15 protein-coding genes are annotated in these 18,930 nt (G+C 66.8%); 3 read left to right on the top strand and 12 right to left on the bottom strand.

Going from position 1 to position 18,930, the window contains the following annotated elements; genetic code table 11:
• Positions 1 to 80: 80 nt before the first annotated feature.
• From lysS to H7A86_RS09785, 3 genes are all read right to left on the bottom strand, one after another.
• On the bottom strand, positions 81 to 1,598 hold the full coding sequence (gene lysS / locus H7A86_RS09795; RefSeq protein ID WP_053045483.1) for a lysine--tRNA ligase: 1,518 nt from the start codon (positions 1,596 to 1,598) through the stop codon (positions 81 to 83).
• A 185-nt stretch (positions 1,599 to 1,783) separates the two neighbouring features.
• Positions 1,784 to 2,909 (bottom strand): peptide chain release factor 2 gene (gene prfB / locus H7A86_RS09790; RefSeq protein WP_104648650.1). Its coding sequence is split into 2 segments (ribosomal slippage): positions 1,784 to 2,833 and positions 2,835 to 2,909, totalling 1,125 coding nucleotides; the frame shifts between segments, so codons are not numbered across the junction.
• Between the two features lie 234 nt (positions 2,910 to 3,143).
• The gene (locus H7A86_RS09785; protein ID WP_232099304.1) at positions 3,144 to 4,064 is read right to left on the bottom strand and encodes a LytTR family DNA-binding domain-containing protein; all 921 of its coding nucleotides are present in this window, start codon (positions 4,062 to 4,064) and stop codon (positions 3,144 to 3,146) included.
• 152 nt (positions 4,065 to 4,216) lie between these two features.
• On the opposite strand from H7A86_RS09785, the gene H7A86_RS09780 reads away from it, so the two are divergent.
• Positions 4,217 to 5,431 carry an acyltransferase family protein gene (locus tag H7A86_RS09780; protein WP_119132043.1) on the top strand — a complete coding sequence of 405 codons (1,215 nt, stop codon included), beginning with the start codon at positions 4,217 to 4,219 and terminating at the stop codon, positions 5,429 to 5,431.
• A 100-nt stretch (positions 5,432 to 5,531) separates the two neighbouring features.
• Positions 5,532 to 6,569: a DUF1176 domain-containing protein gene (locus H7A86_RS09775; RefSeq protein ID WP_119132044.1), complete on the top strand. Its 1,038-nt coding sequence runs from the start codon at positions 5,532 to 5,534 to the stop codon at positions 6,567 to 6,569.
• Between the two features lie 811 nt (positions 6,570 to 7,380).
• Here H7A86_RS09775 and recJ read toward each other — a convergent pair.
• From recJ to dapB, 7 genes are all read right to left on the bottom strand, one after another.
• The gene (gene recJ / locus H7A86_RS09770; RefSeq protein ID WP_119132045.1) at positions 7,381 to 9,120 is read right to left on the bottom strand and encodes a single-stranded-DNA-specific exonuclease RecJ; all 1,740 of its coding nucleotides are present in this window, start codon (positions 9,118 to 9,120) and stop codon (positions 7,381 to 7,383) included.
• On the bottom strand, positions 9,117 to 10,037 hold the full coding sequence (locus tag H7A86_RS09765; protein WP_104648646.1) for a phosphoglycerate mutase: 921 nt from the start codon (positions 10,035 to 10,037) through the stop codon (positions 9,117 to 9,119). Before H7A86_RS09765 ends, recJ begins: the two co-directional genes overlap by 4 nt.
• A gap of 30 nt (positions 10,038 to 10,067) precedes the next feature.
• Positions 10,068 to 10,532, bottom strand: coding sequence for a transcription elongation factor GreA (greA, locus tag H7A86_RS09760; protein WP_016903166.1), 465 nt, complete (start codon positions 10,530 to 10,532; stop codon positions 10,068 to 10,070).
• 8 nt (positions 10,533 to 10,540) lie between these two features.
• Positions 10,541 to 13,783 carry a carbamoyl-phosphate synthase large subunit gene (gene carB, locus H7A86_RS09755; RefSeq protein ID WP_119132046.1) on the bottom strand — a complete coding sequence of 1,081 codons (3,243 nt, stop codon included), beginning with the start codon at positions 13,781 to 13,783 and terminating at the stop codon, positions 10,541 to 10,543.
• 114 nt (positions 13,784 to 13,897) lie between these two features.
• Entirely contained in the window at positions 13,898 to 14,239 is a 342-nt protein-coding gene (locus tag H7A86_RS09750; RefSeq protein ID WP_232087973.1) for a hypothetical protein, read from the bottom strand.
• A gap of 11 nt (positions 14,240 to 14,250) precedes the next feature.
• Positions 14,251 to 15,384, bottom strand: coding sequence for a glutamine-hydrolyzing carbamoyl-phosphate synthase small subunit (gene carA / locus H7A86_RS09745; RefSeq protein WP_119132047.1), 1,134 nt, complete (start codon positions 15,382 to 15,384; stop codon positions 14,251 to 14,253).
• A gap of 239 nt (positions 15,385 to 15,623) precedes the next feature.
• On the bottom strand, positions 15,624 to 16,340 hold the full coding sequence (gene dapB, locus H7A86_RS09740; protein WP_104585275.1) for a 4-hydroxy-tetrahydrodipicolinate reductase: 717 nt from the start codon (positions 16,338 to 16,340) through the stop codon (positions 15,624 to 15,626).
• Positions 16,341 to 16,642: 302 nt separating this feature from the next.
• On the opposite strand from dapB, the gene H7A86_RS21260 reads away from it, so the two are divergent.
• Complete coding sequence (locus H7A86_RS21260; protein ID WP_425509746.1) at positions 16,643 to 16,858, top strand: flagellar motor protein MotB; 216 nt, start codon at positions 16,643 to 16,645, stop codon at positions 16,856 to 16,858.
• Here the strand turns inward: H7A86_RS21260 and H7A86_RS09735 are convergent.
• Together H7A86_RS09735 and H7A86_RS09730 are read right to left on the bottom strand one after the other, a co-directional pair.
• Positions 16,787 to 17,509, bottom strand: a complete 723-nt coding sequence (locus tag H7A86_RS09735; protein WP_119132048.1) for an MOSC domain-containing protein — start codon at positions 17,507 to 17,509, stop codon at positions 16,787 to 16,789. The genes H7A86_RS21260 and H7A86_RS09735 overlap by 72 nt on opposite strands.
• On the bottom strand, positions 17,506 to 18,708 hold the full coding sequence (locus H7A86_RS09730) for an aminotransferase-like domain-containing protein (protein ID WP_119132049.1): 1,203 nt from the start codon (positions 18,706 to 18,708) through the stop codon (positions 17,506 to 17,508). The genes H7A86_RS09735 and H7A86_RS09730 overlap by 4 nt, the downstream gene beginning before the upstream one ends.
• Positions 18,709 to 18,930 lie beyond the last annotated feature (222 nt).

Below are 18,930 nucleotides of genomic sequence, written 5' to 3'. Positions count from 1 at the left end.
CCCCGACGATACGCCATTCGGGGCTCCGCTCTAGCATATGCAGTATCTGTGCCGTCGGCACGCCGACGGCACAAAAAAGATCAGGCTTCCGGGCGCATATATGGGAACAGCAGCACATCGCGGATCGAGGTGCTGCCGGTCAGCAGCATCACCAGGCGGTCGATGCCGATACCCAGGCCACCGGTCGGCGCCATGCCGTACTCCAACGCACGGATGTAGTCGGCGTCGTAATGCATCGCTTCGTCGTCGCCACCGTCCTTGGCCTGCACCTGCGCCTGGAACCGCGCGGCCTGGTCTTCCGGGTCATTGAGCTCGGAGAAGCCGTTGGCCAGCTCCTTGCCGTTGATGAACAGCTCGAAGCGGTCGGTATATCCCGGCTCGGTGTCGCTGGAACGCGCCAGCGGCGACACCTCGACCGGGTGGTCGGTGATGAAGGTCGGCTGCACCAGCGTGTGTTCCACGGTGGCCTCGAAGATTTCCAGCAACAGCTTGCCCCAGCCGTAGGACGGCTTGACCTTGATCTTCAGCCGCTCGCAGTGCGCCAGCAGCGCGTCGCGATCAGTGCAATCGGCCGCGCTGATCTGAGGATTGTGGTGACGGACGGCCTCATCCATGCGCCAGCGCCGGAAAGCCGGCGCCAGATCGATGGCGGCGCCGTCCCAGTTCACCTGGGTGGTGCCCAGCACCGACTGCGCGGTGTCGCGGATCACCTGTTCGGTCAGGTCCATGATCTGGTGGTACGTGGCATAGGCCTCGTAGAGCTCGAGCATGGTGAACTCGGGGTTGTGCCGGGTCGACACGCCCTCGTTGCGGAAGTTGCGGTTGATCTCGTAGACGCGCTCCAGGCCACCGACCACCAGCCGCTTGAGGTACAGCTCCGGCGCCACGCGCAGGTACAGGTCCAGGTCCAGCGCGTTGTGGTGGGTGGTGAACGGCTTGGCGGTGGCGCCACCGGGGATGTAATGCATCATCGGCGTTTCCACTTCCAGGAAGCGGCGCGCGTCCAGCCAGGCGCGGATCGCGCGGATGATCCTGGAGCGCTTGATGAAGACCTCGCGCGCCTCCGGGGTGACGATCAGGTCGACGTAGCGCTGGCGATAGCGCTGCTCCACGTCCGACAGGCCATGCCACTTGTCCGGCAACGGACGCAGCGACTTGGTCAGCAGGCGCAGCGCGCTGGCCTTGACCGACAGCTCGCCGGTCTTGGTGCGGGTCAGCCCGCCCTCCACCGCCACGATGTCGCCGACATCCCAGCCCTTGAACGCGGTATAGGCATCGCCGAGCACATTGCCCTGCAGGAACAGCTGCACGCGCCCGGACTCGTCCTGGATCTGCGCAAAGCTGGCCTTGCCCATCACCCGCTTGGCCATCAGGCGGCCGGCCATCCGGACCGTGCGCCCGGTTGCTTCCAGCGCTTCGGAAGTCCAGGTGTCGGCGTCGGCGAATTCGGCCTGCAGGTCGCCGGCGAAGTGCTCGCGCACGAAATCGTTAGGATAGGCGATGCCCTGGCCGCGCAACGCGCCCAGTTTCGCGCGACGCTCGGCGATGAGGCTGTTCTCGTCGGCGGGGATCTGCGGCGCGGGGGTCTGCTCGGTCATGGCGGGAATCGGTCTGCGATAGGTCGGGCGCATGCCCGGTGGAGAATGCGGAACCGGGCGGGCCGGCTCCTGCGTTTTACGGTGTCTCGGTGACAACTGCGCGGCGCAACGGGACTGCGTGGCGATGTGCCGCACTGCAACCGCGCCGCCGATGTGGCAGCGGGCGCGGCGGCCTCGCCGCGCGATCAGGCATCCAGGCGTTTGGAGCCTGCCGCCAGGCCGGCCTTGAGGCTGGCCTCGACGAATTCGTCCAGATCGCCGTCCAGCACTTTCTGCGTATCGCTGCGTTCGATGCCGGTACGCAGATCCTTGATGCGGCTCTGGTCGAGCACGTAGTTGCGGATCTGGCTGCCCCAGCCGATGTCGGACTTGGTGGCTTCCAGCGCGTCGCGTTCGACGTTGCGCTTCTGCACTTCCAGCTCGTACAGCTTGGCGGCCAGCATCTTCATCGCGTTGTCGCGGTTCTGGTGCTGGCTGCGGCCGGTCTGGCAGGCGACCACGGTGTTGGTCGGGATGTGCGTGATACGCACTGCCGATTCGGTCTTGTTGACGTGCTGACCACCGGCACCGGAGGAGCGGTACACGTCGGTACGCAGATCGGCCGGATTGATGTCGATCTCGATGTTGTCGTCCACTTCCGGCGACACGAACACCGAGGTGAAGCTGGTATGCCGGCGGTTGTCAGAATCGAACGGCGACTTGCGCACCAGCCGGTGCACGCCGATCTCGGTCTTCAGCCAGCCATAGGCGTACTCGCCCTCGATGCGGATCGTGGCCGACTTGATGCCCGCCACTTCGCCGCCGGACACTTCCATCAGCTCGGTCTTCCAGCCGCGCGACTCGGCCCAGCGCAGGTACATGCGCAGCAGGATTTCGGCCCAGTCCTGCGCCTCGGTGCCGCCGGCGCCGGCCTGGATGTCGACGAAGGCATTGGCGCCGTCCATCTGCCCGGAGAACATGCGCTGGAATTCCAGCTTTTCGACATGGGTCTGGTACTTGTCCAGATCGGCGATCACCGCCACCGCGGTGTCTTCGTCCTGCTCGCTCTCGGCCAGTTCCAGCAGATCGGCGGCATCGGCCAGGCCGGCCAGCACGTCGGCGATGCCGATCACGGTCTTTTCCAGCATCGAGCGCTCGCGCCCCAGGGCCTGCGCGCGCTCGGCGTCGTTCCACACGTCGGGGCTCTCGAGCTCCCGGCTGACTTCTTCTAGACGCTCTTTCTTGACGTCGTAGTCAAAGATACCCCCTGAGCGAGAGCACGCGATCGTTGAGATCGGTGATGCGCTGGCGGATCGGATTGGTTTCGATCATGACGGATTTCCGGCAAACAAGCCCGGTAGTTTAGCAAGCGGGCGGCGGCGGCGGAACGCGGTGGCGATCGTGACGGGCCGCAGTTTCGTGCCGGCCATGGACGTCATGGCGACCACTGCAAGCTCAGACCGGAGCAAGGCAGCCAGCAGGCGGTCCAGATGACGAGCGTCTGGGCTCATCTGCCACTGCGAGGCTGGCGCTCGCTCCGGTCGCAAGGCTGACCGCCTGGAACGGTCAGCCCGGCGCGGCCTCGACACGCTGCGGTGTGGGCGCCTGCCCCGCCAACGCCCGTAATGCAGCCAGGTAACGGCGACTGCACGGCAGCACGCCGGCGTCGGCCAGGTGTACGCGGGCGTCGCCGGATTCCAGCGGCTCGATCGCCTGCACGCGTGCCAGCTTCACCAGATAGCTGCGATGGATGCGCACGAACACGGCCGGGTCGAGCCTGGCCTCGATCGCGGCCATCGTGCTGCGCAGCGGGTAATCGTGGCCGCGTACATGCAGGTTGACGTAGTTGCCCGACGCCTGGATCCACTCGATGTCGGCGGTGGCGACCAGGAAGTCGCGCCCCAGCTTGCGCACCAGAAAGCGTTCCGGACGGTCCAGTGGCTCGACCGGCGGGCCTTCGTCCGGCGCGGCCAGCAGATGCGCCTCGCCCTGCCGACGCCGGCCATACCAGGCCAGCGTGTGGCGTAGCGCCACCAGCAGGGCAAAGGTGCGCAGATCCTTGGACAGTTCGTACATCCACTGCAAGCGCAAGGCGCCGAAATCGTAGTGCGCACCGACCGCCAGATAGACCAGCTTGCGCAGCAGCACCATGCCGCTCACGTGCAGCAGCCACCAGGCAAGTGCGGCCGCAACATAGACAGGAACGCGCCGCCGCCAGACATCGGCATGCAATGGCCAACGCGTGCAGAGCCAGATCAGCGGCGGCAAGAGCAGCAGTGAGACGGTCGCGCTGCTCAACTCCCAGGTCAGCACCTGCCACAGCAGCAACGGCTGGCCGTCGCGCCGTGCCGCCAGCCATGTGCTGGCGGTGTTGCCCAGCGCGCTGCCATAGAAAACCAGCAGCCAGATCAACGCTACCCAGCGCCTGCCCGCATTGGCATCGCTGTCGGTCTCGCGTTCGATCGCCACAGACACAGGTGAATTCATCCGCGCATTCTATGCAAACCGCCCGCTGGCCGCCCCCGGTTCGTCCCTGCAGGACCGCAACTGGTCACTCCGGGACGGCATTGCCACCCTTGGCGCAGCTGCCTGGGGCCGGCGTTGCCGAGGATGCGGGCATGTCTCCTACCGACACGACCATGACCGAGCGCCGCCACGATATCGACGCCTTGCGCGTCTTCGCCTTCGCACTGCTGATCCTGTACCACGCGGGCATGGCCTACGTGGCCGACTGGGAGTTCCACCTCAAGAGCGTGCACACCGCGCAGTGGCTGCAATGGCCGATGATCGTGCTCAACCGCTGGCGGATGCCCTTGCTGTTCATGATCTCCGGCATCGCCATCGGGCTGTCGCGGCCGCAGGCCACGCCCTGGCGCTTTGCCTTGCGGCGCTGCGGGCGATTGCTGCCACCGTTGTTGTTCGGCATGTTCGTGGTGGTCGCGGTGCAGGCCTATTGCCAGGGCGTGAGCAACGGCAAGGTCAGCCCGGGCTTGGGCAACTTCCTGTTGCGCTACTGGCAGGTGCGGCCGTGGCCGGCCGGCAGTTTCGATGGCTGGCAGCATGGCATCACCTGGAACCACCTGTGGTATCTGGCCTATCTGCTGCCCTACACCATCGCATTGATGGCGCTGGTGTCGCTGACACGCCCGCTGCGGCTGACCGCGTTACCGGGCCTGCCCGCTGCGCTGGCCGTGCCGGCACTGCTGCTGTTGCCGATCCTGTGGGAGGCGTTTTGCGTGCTGTGGGTGATGCCGCGCCATCCGCCCACCCACGCGCTGTTTGGCGACTGGTTCGTGCACGCCGAGTCGTTCCCGCCATTCGTCCTGGGATACCTGCTGGCGCGCAGCGAGCGCTTCTGGCAGTGGGCCGTGCAGCTGCGCTGGCTCACGCTAGGCACCGCGCTTACGGCAATCGGCACCGAACTGGCCATTCGCTATGCCAGCATCCATTGGCAGACTGCGCAACCGGGTGCAGCGCTGGCCGCGCTGCCGTGGGCGGTGATCGAGCACAGCGCACGTGCCGCCTACACCTGGCTGGCGCTGCTGACGATTCTTGGCTGGGCCAGGCACCGATTGAACCGCCCGTTCCGCTGGCTGCCGTACTGCACGGAGGCGGTGTTCCCGTGGTACATCCTGCACCAGAGCCTGATCATCGTGACGCTGTACTGGCTGATGCCCCTGCATCTGAATGCCTGGCTGGAGCCGACGCTGGTGATCGCCGCCACCGTGATCGGCTGCTTGGCGTTGCACGAGTTTGCGATCCGCCGGGTGCGCTGGTTGCGTCCCTTGTTCGGATTGCGCGCACGCACGCCGCGTTCGGCGAGGAAGGCCGACGTCATGCCGATGACCTCATGAACACCAGGCGCAGGGGTGGCGCTGTTTCGCATGCCACGCACTGGACTGCCCGTCGGCAGCAACGCAAGATGCGCGCCGGACACGCTCTTTCGAAGACACCATGCGCCCTACCCTGCTTGCCGCCACCTTGTTGCTCGCGCCTGTCGCCGCCCTTGCCGATGCGCCGGTCGGCATTGCCTTCGACCACCAGGACTGGACCATCGCCTGCGACAACACCCGCACCTGCCGCGCTGCCGGCTATCAGCCGGATGACGACGGCAGCACGCCGGTGTCGGTGCTGCTGACGCGCAATGCCGGTGCCGGACAAGCGGTCACCGCCGAGTTGATGCTGGGCCAGTACGACGAGGTCAAGATGCCGGCCTCGCTCAGCTTGCGCATCGACCAGCGCGACCTGGGCAAGCTGGCATTGAATCGCGACAGCGGCACCGCGCCGCTGACCAGCGCGCAGGTGACCGCACTGCTGGCCGCACTGACCCGCAGCAGCAAGATCGTGGCAGTGGGCAACGATGGCCGCCGCTGGCAGCTGTCCGATCGTGGGGCGGCGGCGGTGCTGCTGAAGATGGACGAGTTCCAGGGCCGGCTGGGCACGCGCGGCGCACTGGTGCGCAAGGGCGATCGCGACGAAGCCACGGTGCTGCCGGCCGTGCCGGCACCGCAGGTGCGCGCGGTCAAACTGGCAGCACCGCAAGCGGCCGATGCCCGCCTGGGCACGCTGCCTGCGCTCTATCAAGCACTGCGTGCCAGCTTGCCGGCCGATGAGGAATGCAAGGGACTGCAGGCCGACGATACGGCCGAGCCGCTGTCGATCACCCGGCTCAGCAGCGACAAACTGCTGGTGTCGACCGACTGCTGGATGGGCGCCTACAACGTCGGCACCGGTTTCTGGGTGATCAATGCACGCGCGCCGTTCGCGCCGACCTTGGTGACCACGCACGCCAGCGATATCGACGGTTCCACCATCCTTGAATCGCAGAAGGGCCGCGGCCTGGGCGATTGCTACAGCGAGGCCAGCTGGACCTGGGACGGCCGCCGTTTCGTGCCGACCTCCGAATCCACCTCCGGCCTGTGCAGATTGGTCGCCGCTGGCGGCGCGTGGGAATTGCCGACCCTGGTGACCGAAGTCAAGAAGGCGCCCTGATCGAGGCGAGGACAGTGCGAGCGAGTGCGAGCGTCAGTGTGCGCTTGCACGGTCTTGCAGGACGCTTCGAACTGCAAACCAGACTGCTTTGCGGCCGTCAGGCATGCGGCTCTTAGAGCATGTACTCCCGCATAAATGCCGCCTGTGGTGCGAAGCTCAGTGCAGAGCACGTGCAGAGCGGCTGAGCTGTTGCCTGGCTGCAGGCCCTTTCCCGCCCACCCTCGCGGGACACGCCGCAAGTACGTCCCTGCAGGCTCTGGCGCGGCATCCATGCCGCTCAAGGTCCCGCGACGGTGGGCGGGCAAGGACCTCTCCAGATAGTCGGTGTACGTGTTGCAGGCGGAGCACGACGCGTGTGGCTTGGATCACGGCGCGTCCGATCGGCTTCCCGGCACACGCCGAACAACACAGGGCCTTCAAGAAAACACCTGCAGCGTCGTCATCGCGAAGCTTGAAAACAAGATGGTGAAGCGGCCTGCCTTGACCAGGTCGCGGAAACGACATGCCGAGGCGGCAGCGTGGCCGGGGATTGGCGGAGAGCGGCACTCAGGATGTCCCGCGGCGGCGAGTCAGACAGGATGTCTGACCGAACCGAGGAGCCGATCCCCGGCCGCGCTGCCGCCCCTTACCGAAGCCAGCGACTGGCAGCCGCGCGCCTGAGAACCCGACGCTCAGCTCCCTCCACGGACGGATTCACGGCGCATCCCGCGAGCGGCTAGGACACCACGCGCCCTCGATCAACGCAGCTTGGATCATCCAGATGACGCCAGCTGCAGCCTACAAAAGGTAGAGAGAACGCTGAGCCCGCAGCTCAGCCAGTGACTGTCGCCGGCTCGCAATGTTCGACGATCAACTGCACCGCGGTGCCGCCGCGATAATCGTCGCTGACCAGGCGGTACGCCAGCCGCACCATGCGTGCCGGCTCGCTGCCGCGCCAGCCATTGAAGTGGATGGCGTTGAGCGGTTCGGCGCGACCCGCGCAGCGCAGGGTGAGCTTGAGATGGCGCTCCTTGAGCAGGCGCCATTGCAGCACTTCGAACCGGCCATCGAACAGCGGCTCGGGAAAGCCCTGCCCCCACGGCCCGGCCACGCGCAATGCCTCGGCATGCAGGTGATCGAGCTCGTGCGCGGCCAGTTCGCCGTCGCTCTGCAATTCGGCATGCAGCAACGAGGCGTCCACCATCGTCTGCACCTGGCGCTGGAATGCCTGCTCGAAGGTCGCCAGCGCGGCCTGCTCCAGGCTCAATCCGGCCGCCATCGCATGCCCGCCGAACTTCTGGATCAGGCCCGGGTGGCGCGCGTCCACCGCAGCCAGCACATCGCGGATATGCAGGCCGGGAATCGAACGCGCCGAGCCACGCAGCTGGCTGCTGCCCGGCTCGGCCGGCGCCAGTGCAATCACCGGGCGATGCAGCCGGTCCTTGAGCTTGGAGGCGACCAGGCCGATGACACCGGGGTGCCAGTCGGCGTCGAACAGGCACGCGGCGATCGGCAATTCGCCATCGGCATCCAGCACCACCTTGGTGACCGCCTGCTCGGCATCGTCGGTCATCAACTGCTGCACCGCGCGACGCTCGGCGTTGATCTCCTCCAGGGTACCGGCGATCTCGCGCGCCCGGCTCCAGTCTTCGCTGAGCAGCAGTTCGATGCCCAGGGCCATGTCTTCCAGCCGGCCGGCGGCGTTGAGACGTGGCCCCAATGCAAAGCCGATATCGCTGGCGCTCAGGCGCGCCACGTCGCGGCCGCTGGCATCGATCAGGGCGCGCAGGCCGATGCATCCCTTGCCCTCGCGCAGGCGGCGCAGGCCGGCCGACACCAGCGCACGATTGTTGGTGTCCAGTGGCACCAGATCGGCGACCGTGCCGACCGCCACCAGGTCCAGCAATACCGACAGGTCCGGCTCGGCGCGTTCGGCAAAGGCGCCGCGCGCGCGCAGCACGCCGCGCAAGGCCATCAGCACGTAGAAGATCACCCCGACCCCGGCCAGGGATTTGCTCGGGAAGCAGTCGTTGGCCAGGTTCGGATCGACGATCGCATCGGCCGGCGGCAATACCTCGCCAGGCAGGTGATGGTCAGTGACCAGCACCGTCCAGCCACGCGCCTTGGCCGCGGCCACGCCGGCGTGGCAGGCGATGCCGTGATCGACGGTGACCAGCAGATCCGGCTGCAATGCAGCCAGCTCGTCCACCAGCGCAGGCGACAGACCATAGCCATGCACCATGCGATTGGGCACCGCGTGGTGGACATCCAGCGCGCCGAGCATGCGCAAGCCACGCACGCCGACCGCACAGGCGGTGGCGCCATCGCAGTCGAAATCGCCCACCACCAGGATGCGACGCTGCTGTGCGATCGCATCGGCCAGCAGCTCGGCCGCGACGTCGCTGTTGTGCAGCAACTGCGGCGACAGCAACTGCCCCAGACGCGGCTGCGCGCCCTGCGTATCGGTCACGCCGCGCGCGGCATAGATGCGGCGCAGCAGCGGCAACATGGCATCGGGCCAACTGCCGGCCTGCCCGGGTGGGCGCCGGACGATCCGCGGGGTGGAGGTCATTGCGCCAGCTGTGCCCGCGGCTTGCGCCAGAAACGCCAGCGTTGCGCATGCGTCAGCGACACGGTGTCGCCATCCTGGAAATCCAGCACCAGCCGATCCAGTTCGCCACGCGCCATTGCCGCCAGCAACGGCGCCACTGCGTCGTCGCTGAACTGCTGCAGCGAGCGCAGGTGCCGCAGGTCCACCAATGCGTCCACGCGTTGTTCGCCCTGCGCATCGGCGCCAGCCGCCAGCGCCAGCGCACGCAGCAGCGATTCGCGGCTGCGCACCTGACGGTGCGGCGAGCTCACCGCCTGCGGCAGCACGCCGCCGCCCCAGAACCACAGCGAATTGATCGCCGGCTTGCCGCTGGCCACGCGGCCCTCGTTCCAGGGATGCTGATGCAGCAGTACCTGCGCTTCGGTCAGCAAGGCACGCCAGCGCCGGCCGATCTCGCCAGCCGGCAGATGCTCGAACAGGTCATCACCGATCGCCAGATCCGGTGGCGCAAATTCCGGCAATTTGGCATCCGGCGACAGCCGCAGATACCAGCGCGCAGGCGTGGGCGCATCCAGCAGGAAGCCGGCATCGCCGAACATCGGCTTGAGGATCGGCAACAACACCGCCAGATCCTCGGCGGTGGGGCCGAGCGCCTCGCCGTAGCCCATCAAGCGCGCGCCCTGCATGTCCGGTACCACGTAGGCCGGATCGGCACGCACCCAGGTCGCACCGGCCGCATCGCCGGCATCGAGCTGGCGGGTCAATGCGGCCACCGGCCACTGCGCCGGCGTCAGCGTGAAGTGGCGCTGCAGCTGCGCCACCTCGCCGGGCTCGGTGCTTTGCTGGTCGGCGCGCGCCAGCGCACGCGCCACCGGCGTGTCGCCCAACGCACCGGGCAGGCGGCGTCTTTCCGGCAGCAGCAGCGTTGCGGTGGTCATCGGTCGGTGGGGTCGCTCGATCCCGGCCAGTCAGTCCAGATAGGCAACGCTGACCACTTCGTACTCGCGCTGGCCGGCCGGGGCATCGATGGTGACCGAATCGCCTTCCAGCTTGCCGATCAACGCGCGTGCCAGCGGCGAGGAGATCGCGATCATGCCCAGCTTGATGTCCGCTTCCAGATCGCCAACGATCTGGTAGCGCTTCTCTTCGTCGGTCTCGGTGTCGGCCAGCGTCACCGTGGCGCCGAACACGATCTTGTTGCCGGCCGACAGCTTGGTGATGTCGATGATCTCGGCATGCGAGAGCTCGCCTTCCAGCTGCTTGATGCGGCCTTCGATGAAGCTCTGCTGCTCGCGTGCGGCGTGGTATTCGGCGTTTTCCTTCAGATCGCCGTGCGCACGCGCTTCGGCGATCGCGTTGATCACCGCCGGACGCTTGACCGACTTCAGCTGGTCCAGCTCTTCGCGCAGGCGCTGCGCGCCCTTTGCCGTCATGGGTGCTCTCATGCTTCCAGTTCCTTGTGCAGTTCCTGCAGCGACCAGACAGGGCCGGTGCCGCGGAATTCCAGCGAATGCACCAGCGCCTTGGCGCCGGCGACAGTGGTCGAATAGGTCACGCGATGCTGCAACGCTTCACGCCGGATCGAGAACGAATCGGAGATGGCGGCGCGGCCTTCGGTGGTGTTGACGATATACACGATCTCGCCGTTCTTGATCGAATCGACGATATGCGGGCGCCCTTCGGCGACCTTGTTGACGATCTCGCAGTTCAGCCCGTTCTGCTGCAGCCAGGCGCCGGTACCGCGCGTGGCGACCAGCGTATAGCCGCGCTCCACCAGGGCCTGCGCCACCGGCAGCACGCGCTGCTTGTCCGGGTCGCGCACCGACACGAATGCCTTGCCCACCGGCGGTGCCTTGATGCCGCCGGCCTCCTGCGCGCGCGCAAACGCGGCGCTGAAGCTGCGGCCCACACCCATCACCTCGCCGGTGGAGCGCATCTCCGGCCCGAGGATCGGGTCCACGCCCTGGAACTTGGCGAACGGGAAGATCGCCTCCTTCACCGAGTAATAGCCCGGCACGATTTCCTTGGTGGCGCCCTGCTCGGCCAGCGTCTTGCCGGCCATGCAGCGCGCGGCGATCTTGGCCAGCGGCATGCCGATCGCCTTGGACACGAACGGCACGGTGCGCGAGGCACGCGGGTTCACTTCCAGCAGGAACACCACATCGTCGCCGGCCTCGTTCACCTGCACCGCGAACTGGGTATTCATCAGGCCGACCACGTTCAGGCCTTCGGCCAGCATCACCACCTGGCGGCGCAGTTCGGCCTGGGTCCTGGGCGAGAGCGAATACGGCGGCAGCGAGCAGGACGAATCGCCCGAATGCACGCCGGCTTCCTCGATGTGTTCCATCAGCCCGCCGATCAGCACGTTGCCATCCTTGTCGGCGATGATGTCCACGTCCACTTCCACCGCGTTGTCGAGGAAGCGGTCCAGCAGCACCGGCGAATCGTTGGAGACCTTGACCGCGTCGCGTACATAGCGCGCCAGATCGGATTCGCCGTAGACGATTTCCATCGCGCGGCCGCCGAGCACGTAGCTCGGGCGCACCACCAGCGGGTAGCCGATCTCGCGCGCCAGCACCAGGGCTTCCTCGGCATTGCGGGCAATGCGGTTCGGCGGCTGCTTCAGGCCCAGCTTGTCGACCAGCTGCTGGAAACGCTCGCGGTCTTCGGCCAGGTCGATCGAATCGGGCGAGGTGCCGATCACCGGCACGCCGTTGGCTTCTAGCGCGCGTGCCAGCTTCAGCGGAGTCTGGCCGCCATACTGCACGATCACGCCCTTGGGTTTTTCCAGCTCGACGATTTCCAGCACGTCTTCCAGCGTCAGCGGCTCGAAGTACAGACGGTCGGAGGTGTCATAGTCGGTGGACACGGTCTCTGGGTTGCAGTTGACCATGATGGTTTCAAAGCCGTCATCGCGCAGCGCCAGCGCCGCGTGCACGCAGCAGTAGTCGAACTCGATGCCCTGGCCGATGCGGTTGGGGCCACCGCCCAGGATCATGATCTTGTCGCGATCGGTCGGCAGCGCCTCGCACTCGTCCTCGTAGGTCGAATACAGGTACGCGGTGCTGGTGGCGAATTCGGCAGCGCACGAATCCACGCGCTTGTAGACCGGGCGCACCTTGAGCGCGCGACGCAGCGTGCGCACCGATTCTTCGTTGGTGCCGGTCAGCTCGGCCAGGCGCGCATCGGAGAAACCGGCGCGCTTGAGCGTGCGCAGACGCGCCGCATCCAGTGCCTGCATGCCGTCATCGGCCAGCTGCTGCTCGTGGCTGATCAGTTCCTCGATCTGATCCAGGAACCAGGGGTCGATGAACGACAGCGCGTAGACATCGGCCACGCTCATGCCGGCGCGGAAGGCATCGGCGACATAGAACAGGCGCTCCGGACCCGGCGCCTTGAGCTCGCGCTTGAGCGCGGCGATATCGTCTTCGCTACTCAGGTCCAGGCCGGTCGGATCCAGCCCGATCTTGCCGGTTTCCAGCCCACGCAGCGCCTTCTGCAGCGATTCCTGGAAGGTGCGGCCCATCGCCATCACCTCGCCCACCGACTTCATCTGGGTGGTCAGGCGCGCATCGGCCTGCGGGAATTTCTCGAACGCAAAGCGCGGGATCTTGGTGACCACGTAGTCGATCGACGGCTCGAACGAGGCCGGGGTCAGGCCACCGGTGATCTCGTTCTTCAATTCGTCCAGCGTATAGCCCACCGCCAGCTTGGCGGCGACCTTGGCGATCGGAAAGCCGGTGGCCTTGGACGCCAGCGCCGAGGAACGCGACACGCGCGGATTCATCTCGATCACCACCACGCGGCCGGTTGTCGGGCTGATGCCGAACTGCACGTTGGAACCGCCGGTATCCACGCCGATCTTGCGCAGCACCGCGATCGAGGCATCGCGCAGGCGCTGGTATTCCTTGTCGGTGAGCGTCTGCGCCGGTGCCACGGTGATCGAGTCGCCGGTATGCACGCCCATCGGGTCGAGGTTCTCGATCGCGCAGACGATGATGCAGTTGTCCGCGGTGTCGCGGACCACTTCCATCTCGAACTCCTTCCAGCCCAGCACCGACTCTTCCACCAGCACTTCGGTGGTCGGCGACAGTTCCAGGCCACGGCCGACGATCTCGATCAGCTCTTCGCGGTTGTAGGCGATGCCGCCGCCGCTGCCGCCCAGGGTGAAGCTGGGGCGGATGATGGTCGGGTAGCCGACGCGGGTCTGGATATCCAGCGCCTCTTCCAGTGTATGCGCCACTTCGGCCCGGGGGCAATCCAGGCCGATCTCGCCCATCGCCACGCGGAACAGCTCGCGGTCTTCGGCCATGCGGATGGCTTCGCGCTTGGCGCCGATCAGCTCGACGTTGTACTTCTCCAGCACGCCGTGGTCGGCCAGATCCAGCGCGCAGTTCAGCGCGGTCTGTCCGCCCATGGTCGGCAGCAGGGCATCGGGCTTTTCCTTGGCGATGATCTTCTCGACCGTCTGCCAGTTGATCGGCTCGATGTACACCGCATCGGCCATGTCCGGGTCGGTCATGATCGTGGCCGGATTGCTGTTGACCAGCACCACGCGATACCCCTCGTCGCGCAGCGCCTTGCACGCCTGCGCGCCGGAGTAATCGAACTCGCAGGCCTGGCCGATGACGATCGGGCCGGCGCCGATGATCAGGATGGTTTTTAGGTCGGTGCGCTTTGGCATTTCTTTACTCGATTAGGAACATGCGGCGAGCCGCAGGTGCGGAAGAGTGGCCGCGGCGATCGCATCGCGACGCGGCATGATGTTGCATCGACTCCACGGAGCCGAAAGCCGGGGTCATCCGGCGTATCCATAGCCCAGGGCGCGCAGGGTGTTCTGCATCCACTGATGCAGCGCGAACGCGGCGGCGAAGCTGACCAGGAGCAACAGCCAGCCGGTCCCGGAGGTCTTGCCCCAGCGACGCACCTTGTCCGGGTCGGTGTTCTGCATGCGCTGGTGAAAGGATCCTCCTCCAACCACATAGCCGATGCCGAAGACGACACACATCGGCACCAGCAAGGCCAGTTTGATGCCTCCGGGCAGCGTGATCGACGCCACGCCCGCCTGCGCCTGCTGCAGCGGCATCCAGACGCCCCAATAGGCCACGGCGGCGCCCACCAGCAGGATCAGCACACCCATCAACCGAGCGCTCATGCGCGCTTGGCATCCTTGGCCATCAGCTCCACAAACCGGTCGAACAACGGCCCCACATCGCGCGGCCCCGGCGAGGCTTCCGGGTGGCCCTGGAACGAGAACGCCGGCGCGTCGGTCAGCGCGATGCCCTGGTTGGTGCCATCGAACAGCGAACGATGGGTCACCCGCACATTGGCCGGCAGCGTGCTTTCATCCACCGCAAAGCCATGGTTCTGCGAGGTGATCATCACCCGCCCGCCGTCCAGATCCTGCACCGGATGGTTGGCGCCGTGATGGCCGGTGGTCATCTTGACCGTGCTGGCGCCGGCGGCCAGCGCCAGCAGCTGATGGCCCAGGCAGATGCCGAAGGTCGGCACCTTCTGCGCGACCAGTTCCTTGATCGCGGCGATCGCGTAATCGCAGGGCTCCGGGTCGCCCGGGCCATTGGACAGGAACACGCCATCGGGCTGCATCGCCAGCACCTCGGCCACCGGCGTGCGTGCCGGCACCACGGTGACGTCGCAACCACGGTCGGCCAGCATGCGCAGGATGTTGAGCTTGACGCCGTAATCGTAAGCAACAACTTTGTGCTTCAGCTCGGCCCGCACGAACGTATCCGAATTCAGATCCAGCGAGCCTTCCTGCCAGCTGTAGCTGGTCTCGGTGGAAACCACCTTGGCCAGGTCCATGCCCTTCAGGCCGGGGAAGCTGCGCGCGGCTTCCAGCGCCTTGTCGACATCGATCTCGCCGGCCATCAGCGCGCCGTTCTGGGCGCCCTTCTGCCGCAGCAGGCGGGTCAGCTTGCGGGTATCGATGCCGGAAATGGCCACCACACCGCGGGCCTGCAGCCACTCCGGCAGTGCGACTTCGCTGCGCCAGCTGCTGGGGCGACGCGGCACATCGCGCACGATCAGGCCGGCGGCCCAGATCTTGCTGGCCTCGTCATCCTGATCGGTAAAGCCGGTATTGCCGATGTGCGGATAGGTCAGCGTGACCATCTGGCGGGCGTAGGAGGGATCGGTCAGGACTTCCTGGTAACCGGTCATGGCGGTGTTGAACACCACTTCGCCGACGGAAAGCCCGTTGGCGCCTACGGATTCGCCCTCGAACACGGTGCCGTCTTCGAGGACAAGGATTGCGGGTTGGGTCACGTGGGGGTCTCGCTCTGGCTGCCTGGGACTCCGATGCGCTTCCGGCCAAATTCCGGTTGCAGCAAAGCGCGGACGCGGTGCTGGGGACCGGTCCGACGCTGGTTCGGGCAAGCGAGAATTGTAAAGGCAAGTGCCCCGGCATGCCAGCCTGAAGAACGCCGGCTGCCGTGCCGGCATCGCAATGGCGGGATGAAGGCGCCACTGCGATCATTCGCCATTCATGCGCGGCGACGCGCCGGTTACAGCACCAGATCGCGCACGCGATAGCTGCCGGGCGGCTTGCCGAGCAGCCGCTTGGCCGCATGCAGGGCACCACGCGCGAAGATGTCGCGGTTGGTCGCGCGGTGCACCAGTTCCACCCGCTCGCCCAGCCCGGTGAACTGCACCGTGTGCTCGCCGACGATGTCGCCGGCGCGCAGGCTGGCAAAGCGCGGCTGCGCGCCACTGCCGGTGGCCGCCTCCCCCAGCGTCAGCGCGGTCCCGGAGGGCGCGTCCTGCTTGTGCACGTGGTGGGCTTCGACGATGTCGCAATCCCAGCCCGGCAGGCTGCCGGCGGCACGCTCCACCAGCTCGGTCAGCACCGCAACGCCCAGGCTGAAATTGGACGCCCACACCAGTGGAATCTGCTGCGCGGCCTCCAGCAAGGCGGCGCGCTGCGCCTCATCCAGACCGGTGGTGCCGGATACCAGCGGTTTGCCGCGCTGCGCGCACAACGCCAGGATCGGCGCGAAGCCCTGCGGCAGGCTGAAGTCGATCGCCACGTCGAAGCTCGGCGCACCGCCGAGCTCGCTGGCGGCGAAATACGGCACGCCGTCCACCACGCGCTGCGAGGGCGCACGCCCCACCACCGCACCGACGACGTGCAAGGCCTCGTCTTCGGCCGCCAGACGCAGCAATGCCTTGCCCATCCGCCCGGAGGCGCCGTGGATCAGAACTTTTACAGGAGACGTTGTCATGGCGGCAGGCCTAGCTGGGCGATGGGGTTGTACAAGATAGCTGGGAATCGGGAATCGGGAATCGTAAAAGCTGGGATTGGGGGGTCGGGATTGGGGAGTCGTTAAAGCCGGGAGTCGTTAAAGCCGGGAATCGGGATCAGGGACTCGTGAGAGCGGGTGCGGGTGTGCGCGTTTTATGTGCTGTGGCGCTTTGGCTTGGTGGCGTCCGTGGGGTGCGCGTGGTGGTTGGCACACAACGGCGCGAGCGGCCATGGGTCGGTGAGGGCTGCGCCGCTGTACGTTGGTAAGGACGATGAAGACGCATGGCACACGGCCATCATGGCGGCGCCTGGAAGGTGGCGTTTGCCGACTTCGTGACCGCGATTCCCGAATCCCGAATCCCGAATCTCAGCCCTGCAGCTAGCGCGGCTGCGGGCTTTGATTGCGTGCGATGGTGTTGGCGGCTCTCAGTCGCTTGCGCCATGCAGGCGCTTGCTCCAGCTCTCTATTTCGCGGCGTTGCAGGCGGCGTTCGAATAGCGCCCGCCATGACGGCACCAGCGGCAGCTGCAACACTGCGGTGATGGCGGCGGCATCGACATCGCGCGCGTACAACACCTGTTGCAGGCGCGACAGCGTCCATTGCGGATGCGGCCGCTGTTGCAGCGTCAGCATGTCGCCGGCTGCCACGTCGCCGGGTTGCAGCACGCGGTAATACCAGCCGGTGCGGCCGGTGTCCTGCACGCGGCGCGCCATGTCGCGCAGGCCGAAGCGGTCGGACAGCTTCCAGCACGGCTGACGCAGTTGCGACACTTCCACCACCGCCGTACCCAATGCAAAGCGATCGCCCAGACAGACCTCGGCCTCGGTAAGGCCGACGCTGCTCAGGTTCTCGCCGAACGCGCCGGCCGTCTCCAGCAACGCATGCGCGCCGAGGTCGGCCTGCCAGGCGGCGTAGTGATCGCGCGGATAGTGATGGATCGCCTTGTCCGGCCCGCCATGCACACGCAGGTCGCCCTGCTCGTCACCGTGCAGCCCGTCCGGACCGACGCGCACAGGCCCGCTCACCGCACGCTTGTCGATGGCGCTGCGGCTACCGGGCCGGGTGAAATCGCGTGCGACCCCGATCGCCACGCGGTCGATGCTGACCGCGAGCGCCGGCGCCTGCACGCCACTGGTCTGCGTGGTCACGCGCCCTGCCCGGGCAACTCGGCCAGCGCCTCGCGCAACACCTCACCCAGGACCTGGATGCCGGCATCGATCCTGTCGCCGGGCACGGTGACGAACGACAGCCGCAAGGTATTGACCTGCGGCAAGGTGGCGTAGAACGGCGCGCCCGGCACGAACGCGACATTGCGCGCGATCGCACGCGCCAGCAGCGCGGTGCCGTCCAGCCCGGGCGGCAGGCTCACCCACAGGAACATGCCGCCTTCGGGGCGATTCCATTGCACCTGGGGCGGGAAATGCCGATCCAGGGCCTCCAGCATCAGGCTGCATTGGCGCGCATACAGCGCGCGGATCTGCGGGATATGCGTGTCCAGGAAATCGTCCTGCAGCGTCTGGTGGACCACGCGCTGGGTGAACGACGGCGTATGCAGATCGGCCGCCTGTTTGGCCTGGATCAGCTTGCCCAGCACCGCCTCGGGCGCAACCACATAGCCCAGCCGCAAGCCGGGCGCGAGCACCTTGGAGAACGAGCCCATGTAGACCACGCCCTCCGGATTGAGCGACAACAGGCTTGGCAGCGGCCGGCCGCTGTAGTACAGCTCGCCATACGGATCGTCTTCGACGATCGGCACGCCCGCTGCTGCTGCGCGCTCCACCAGGGCCTGGCGCCGCGCCAGCGGCAGCCGGCGGCCGGTGGGGTTCTGGAAATTCGGCAGGCAGTACAGAAAGCGCGCATCGGCCAGCAATGCAGGGTCCAGCGCCTCCACCACCAGCCCGTCCTCGTCCGAGGGCATGCCGACGAAGCTCGGCTGGAACAGCGAAAACGCCTGCAACGCACCCAGGTAGCTTGGCGTTTCCACCAGCACCTTGCTGCCCTCATCGATGAAGACCTTGCCGAGCAGGTCCAGCCCCTGCTGCGAGCCGGTGGTGATCAACACCTGGCTGGGCCGGATGCTGGCGCCGTCGCGGCTCAGGCGTGCGGCCACCCAGTCGCGCAGCGGCGCATAGCCTTCGGTGGGGCCGTATTGCAGTGCGGCCTGCGGCGCATCGCGCAGCACCTGATCGCTGGCCGCGCGCATGCGCTCCGCCGGAAAGGTGGCCGGCGACGGCAGCCCGCCGGCGAAGGAAATCACCTCCGGCCGCTCGGTCACCTTGAGGATTTCGCGAATCGCCGAACTGGTCAGCGCCTGCGCACGTCGGGAGATCTGGAAGGAGGTCGTCATGGCCCAAGCATAGCGAAGGCGTATGGCCGGCGCGCTGTGCACTGCAGCGTCGGATGCGCACCTCGGCCAATGACGGGGGTGGTGCCGCACCGACCATCACCACGCGTAGCGACCTGCTTTCCTGCATTGCGCTGGCGCTACCGACATTGCCGTGCAGTACGGTCGACATACTCGCGTTGGCGTCTGCCAGCAAGGCGATCGCCGCGCGTGCATCGCCATGCA

Source organism: Xanthomonas euroxanthea (genome assembly GCF_903989455.1).
Classification (GTDB): Bacteria; Pseudomonadota; Gammaproteobacteria; order Xanthomonadales; family Xanthomonadaceae; genus Xanthomonas; species Xanthomonas euroxanthea.
The sequence above is the reverse complement of the archived record's forward strand: the minus strand, read 5'-3'. Positions and strand labels throughout refer to the sequence as shown.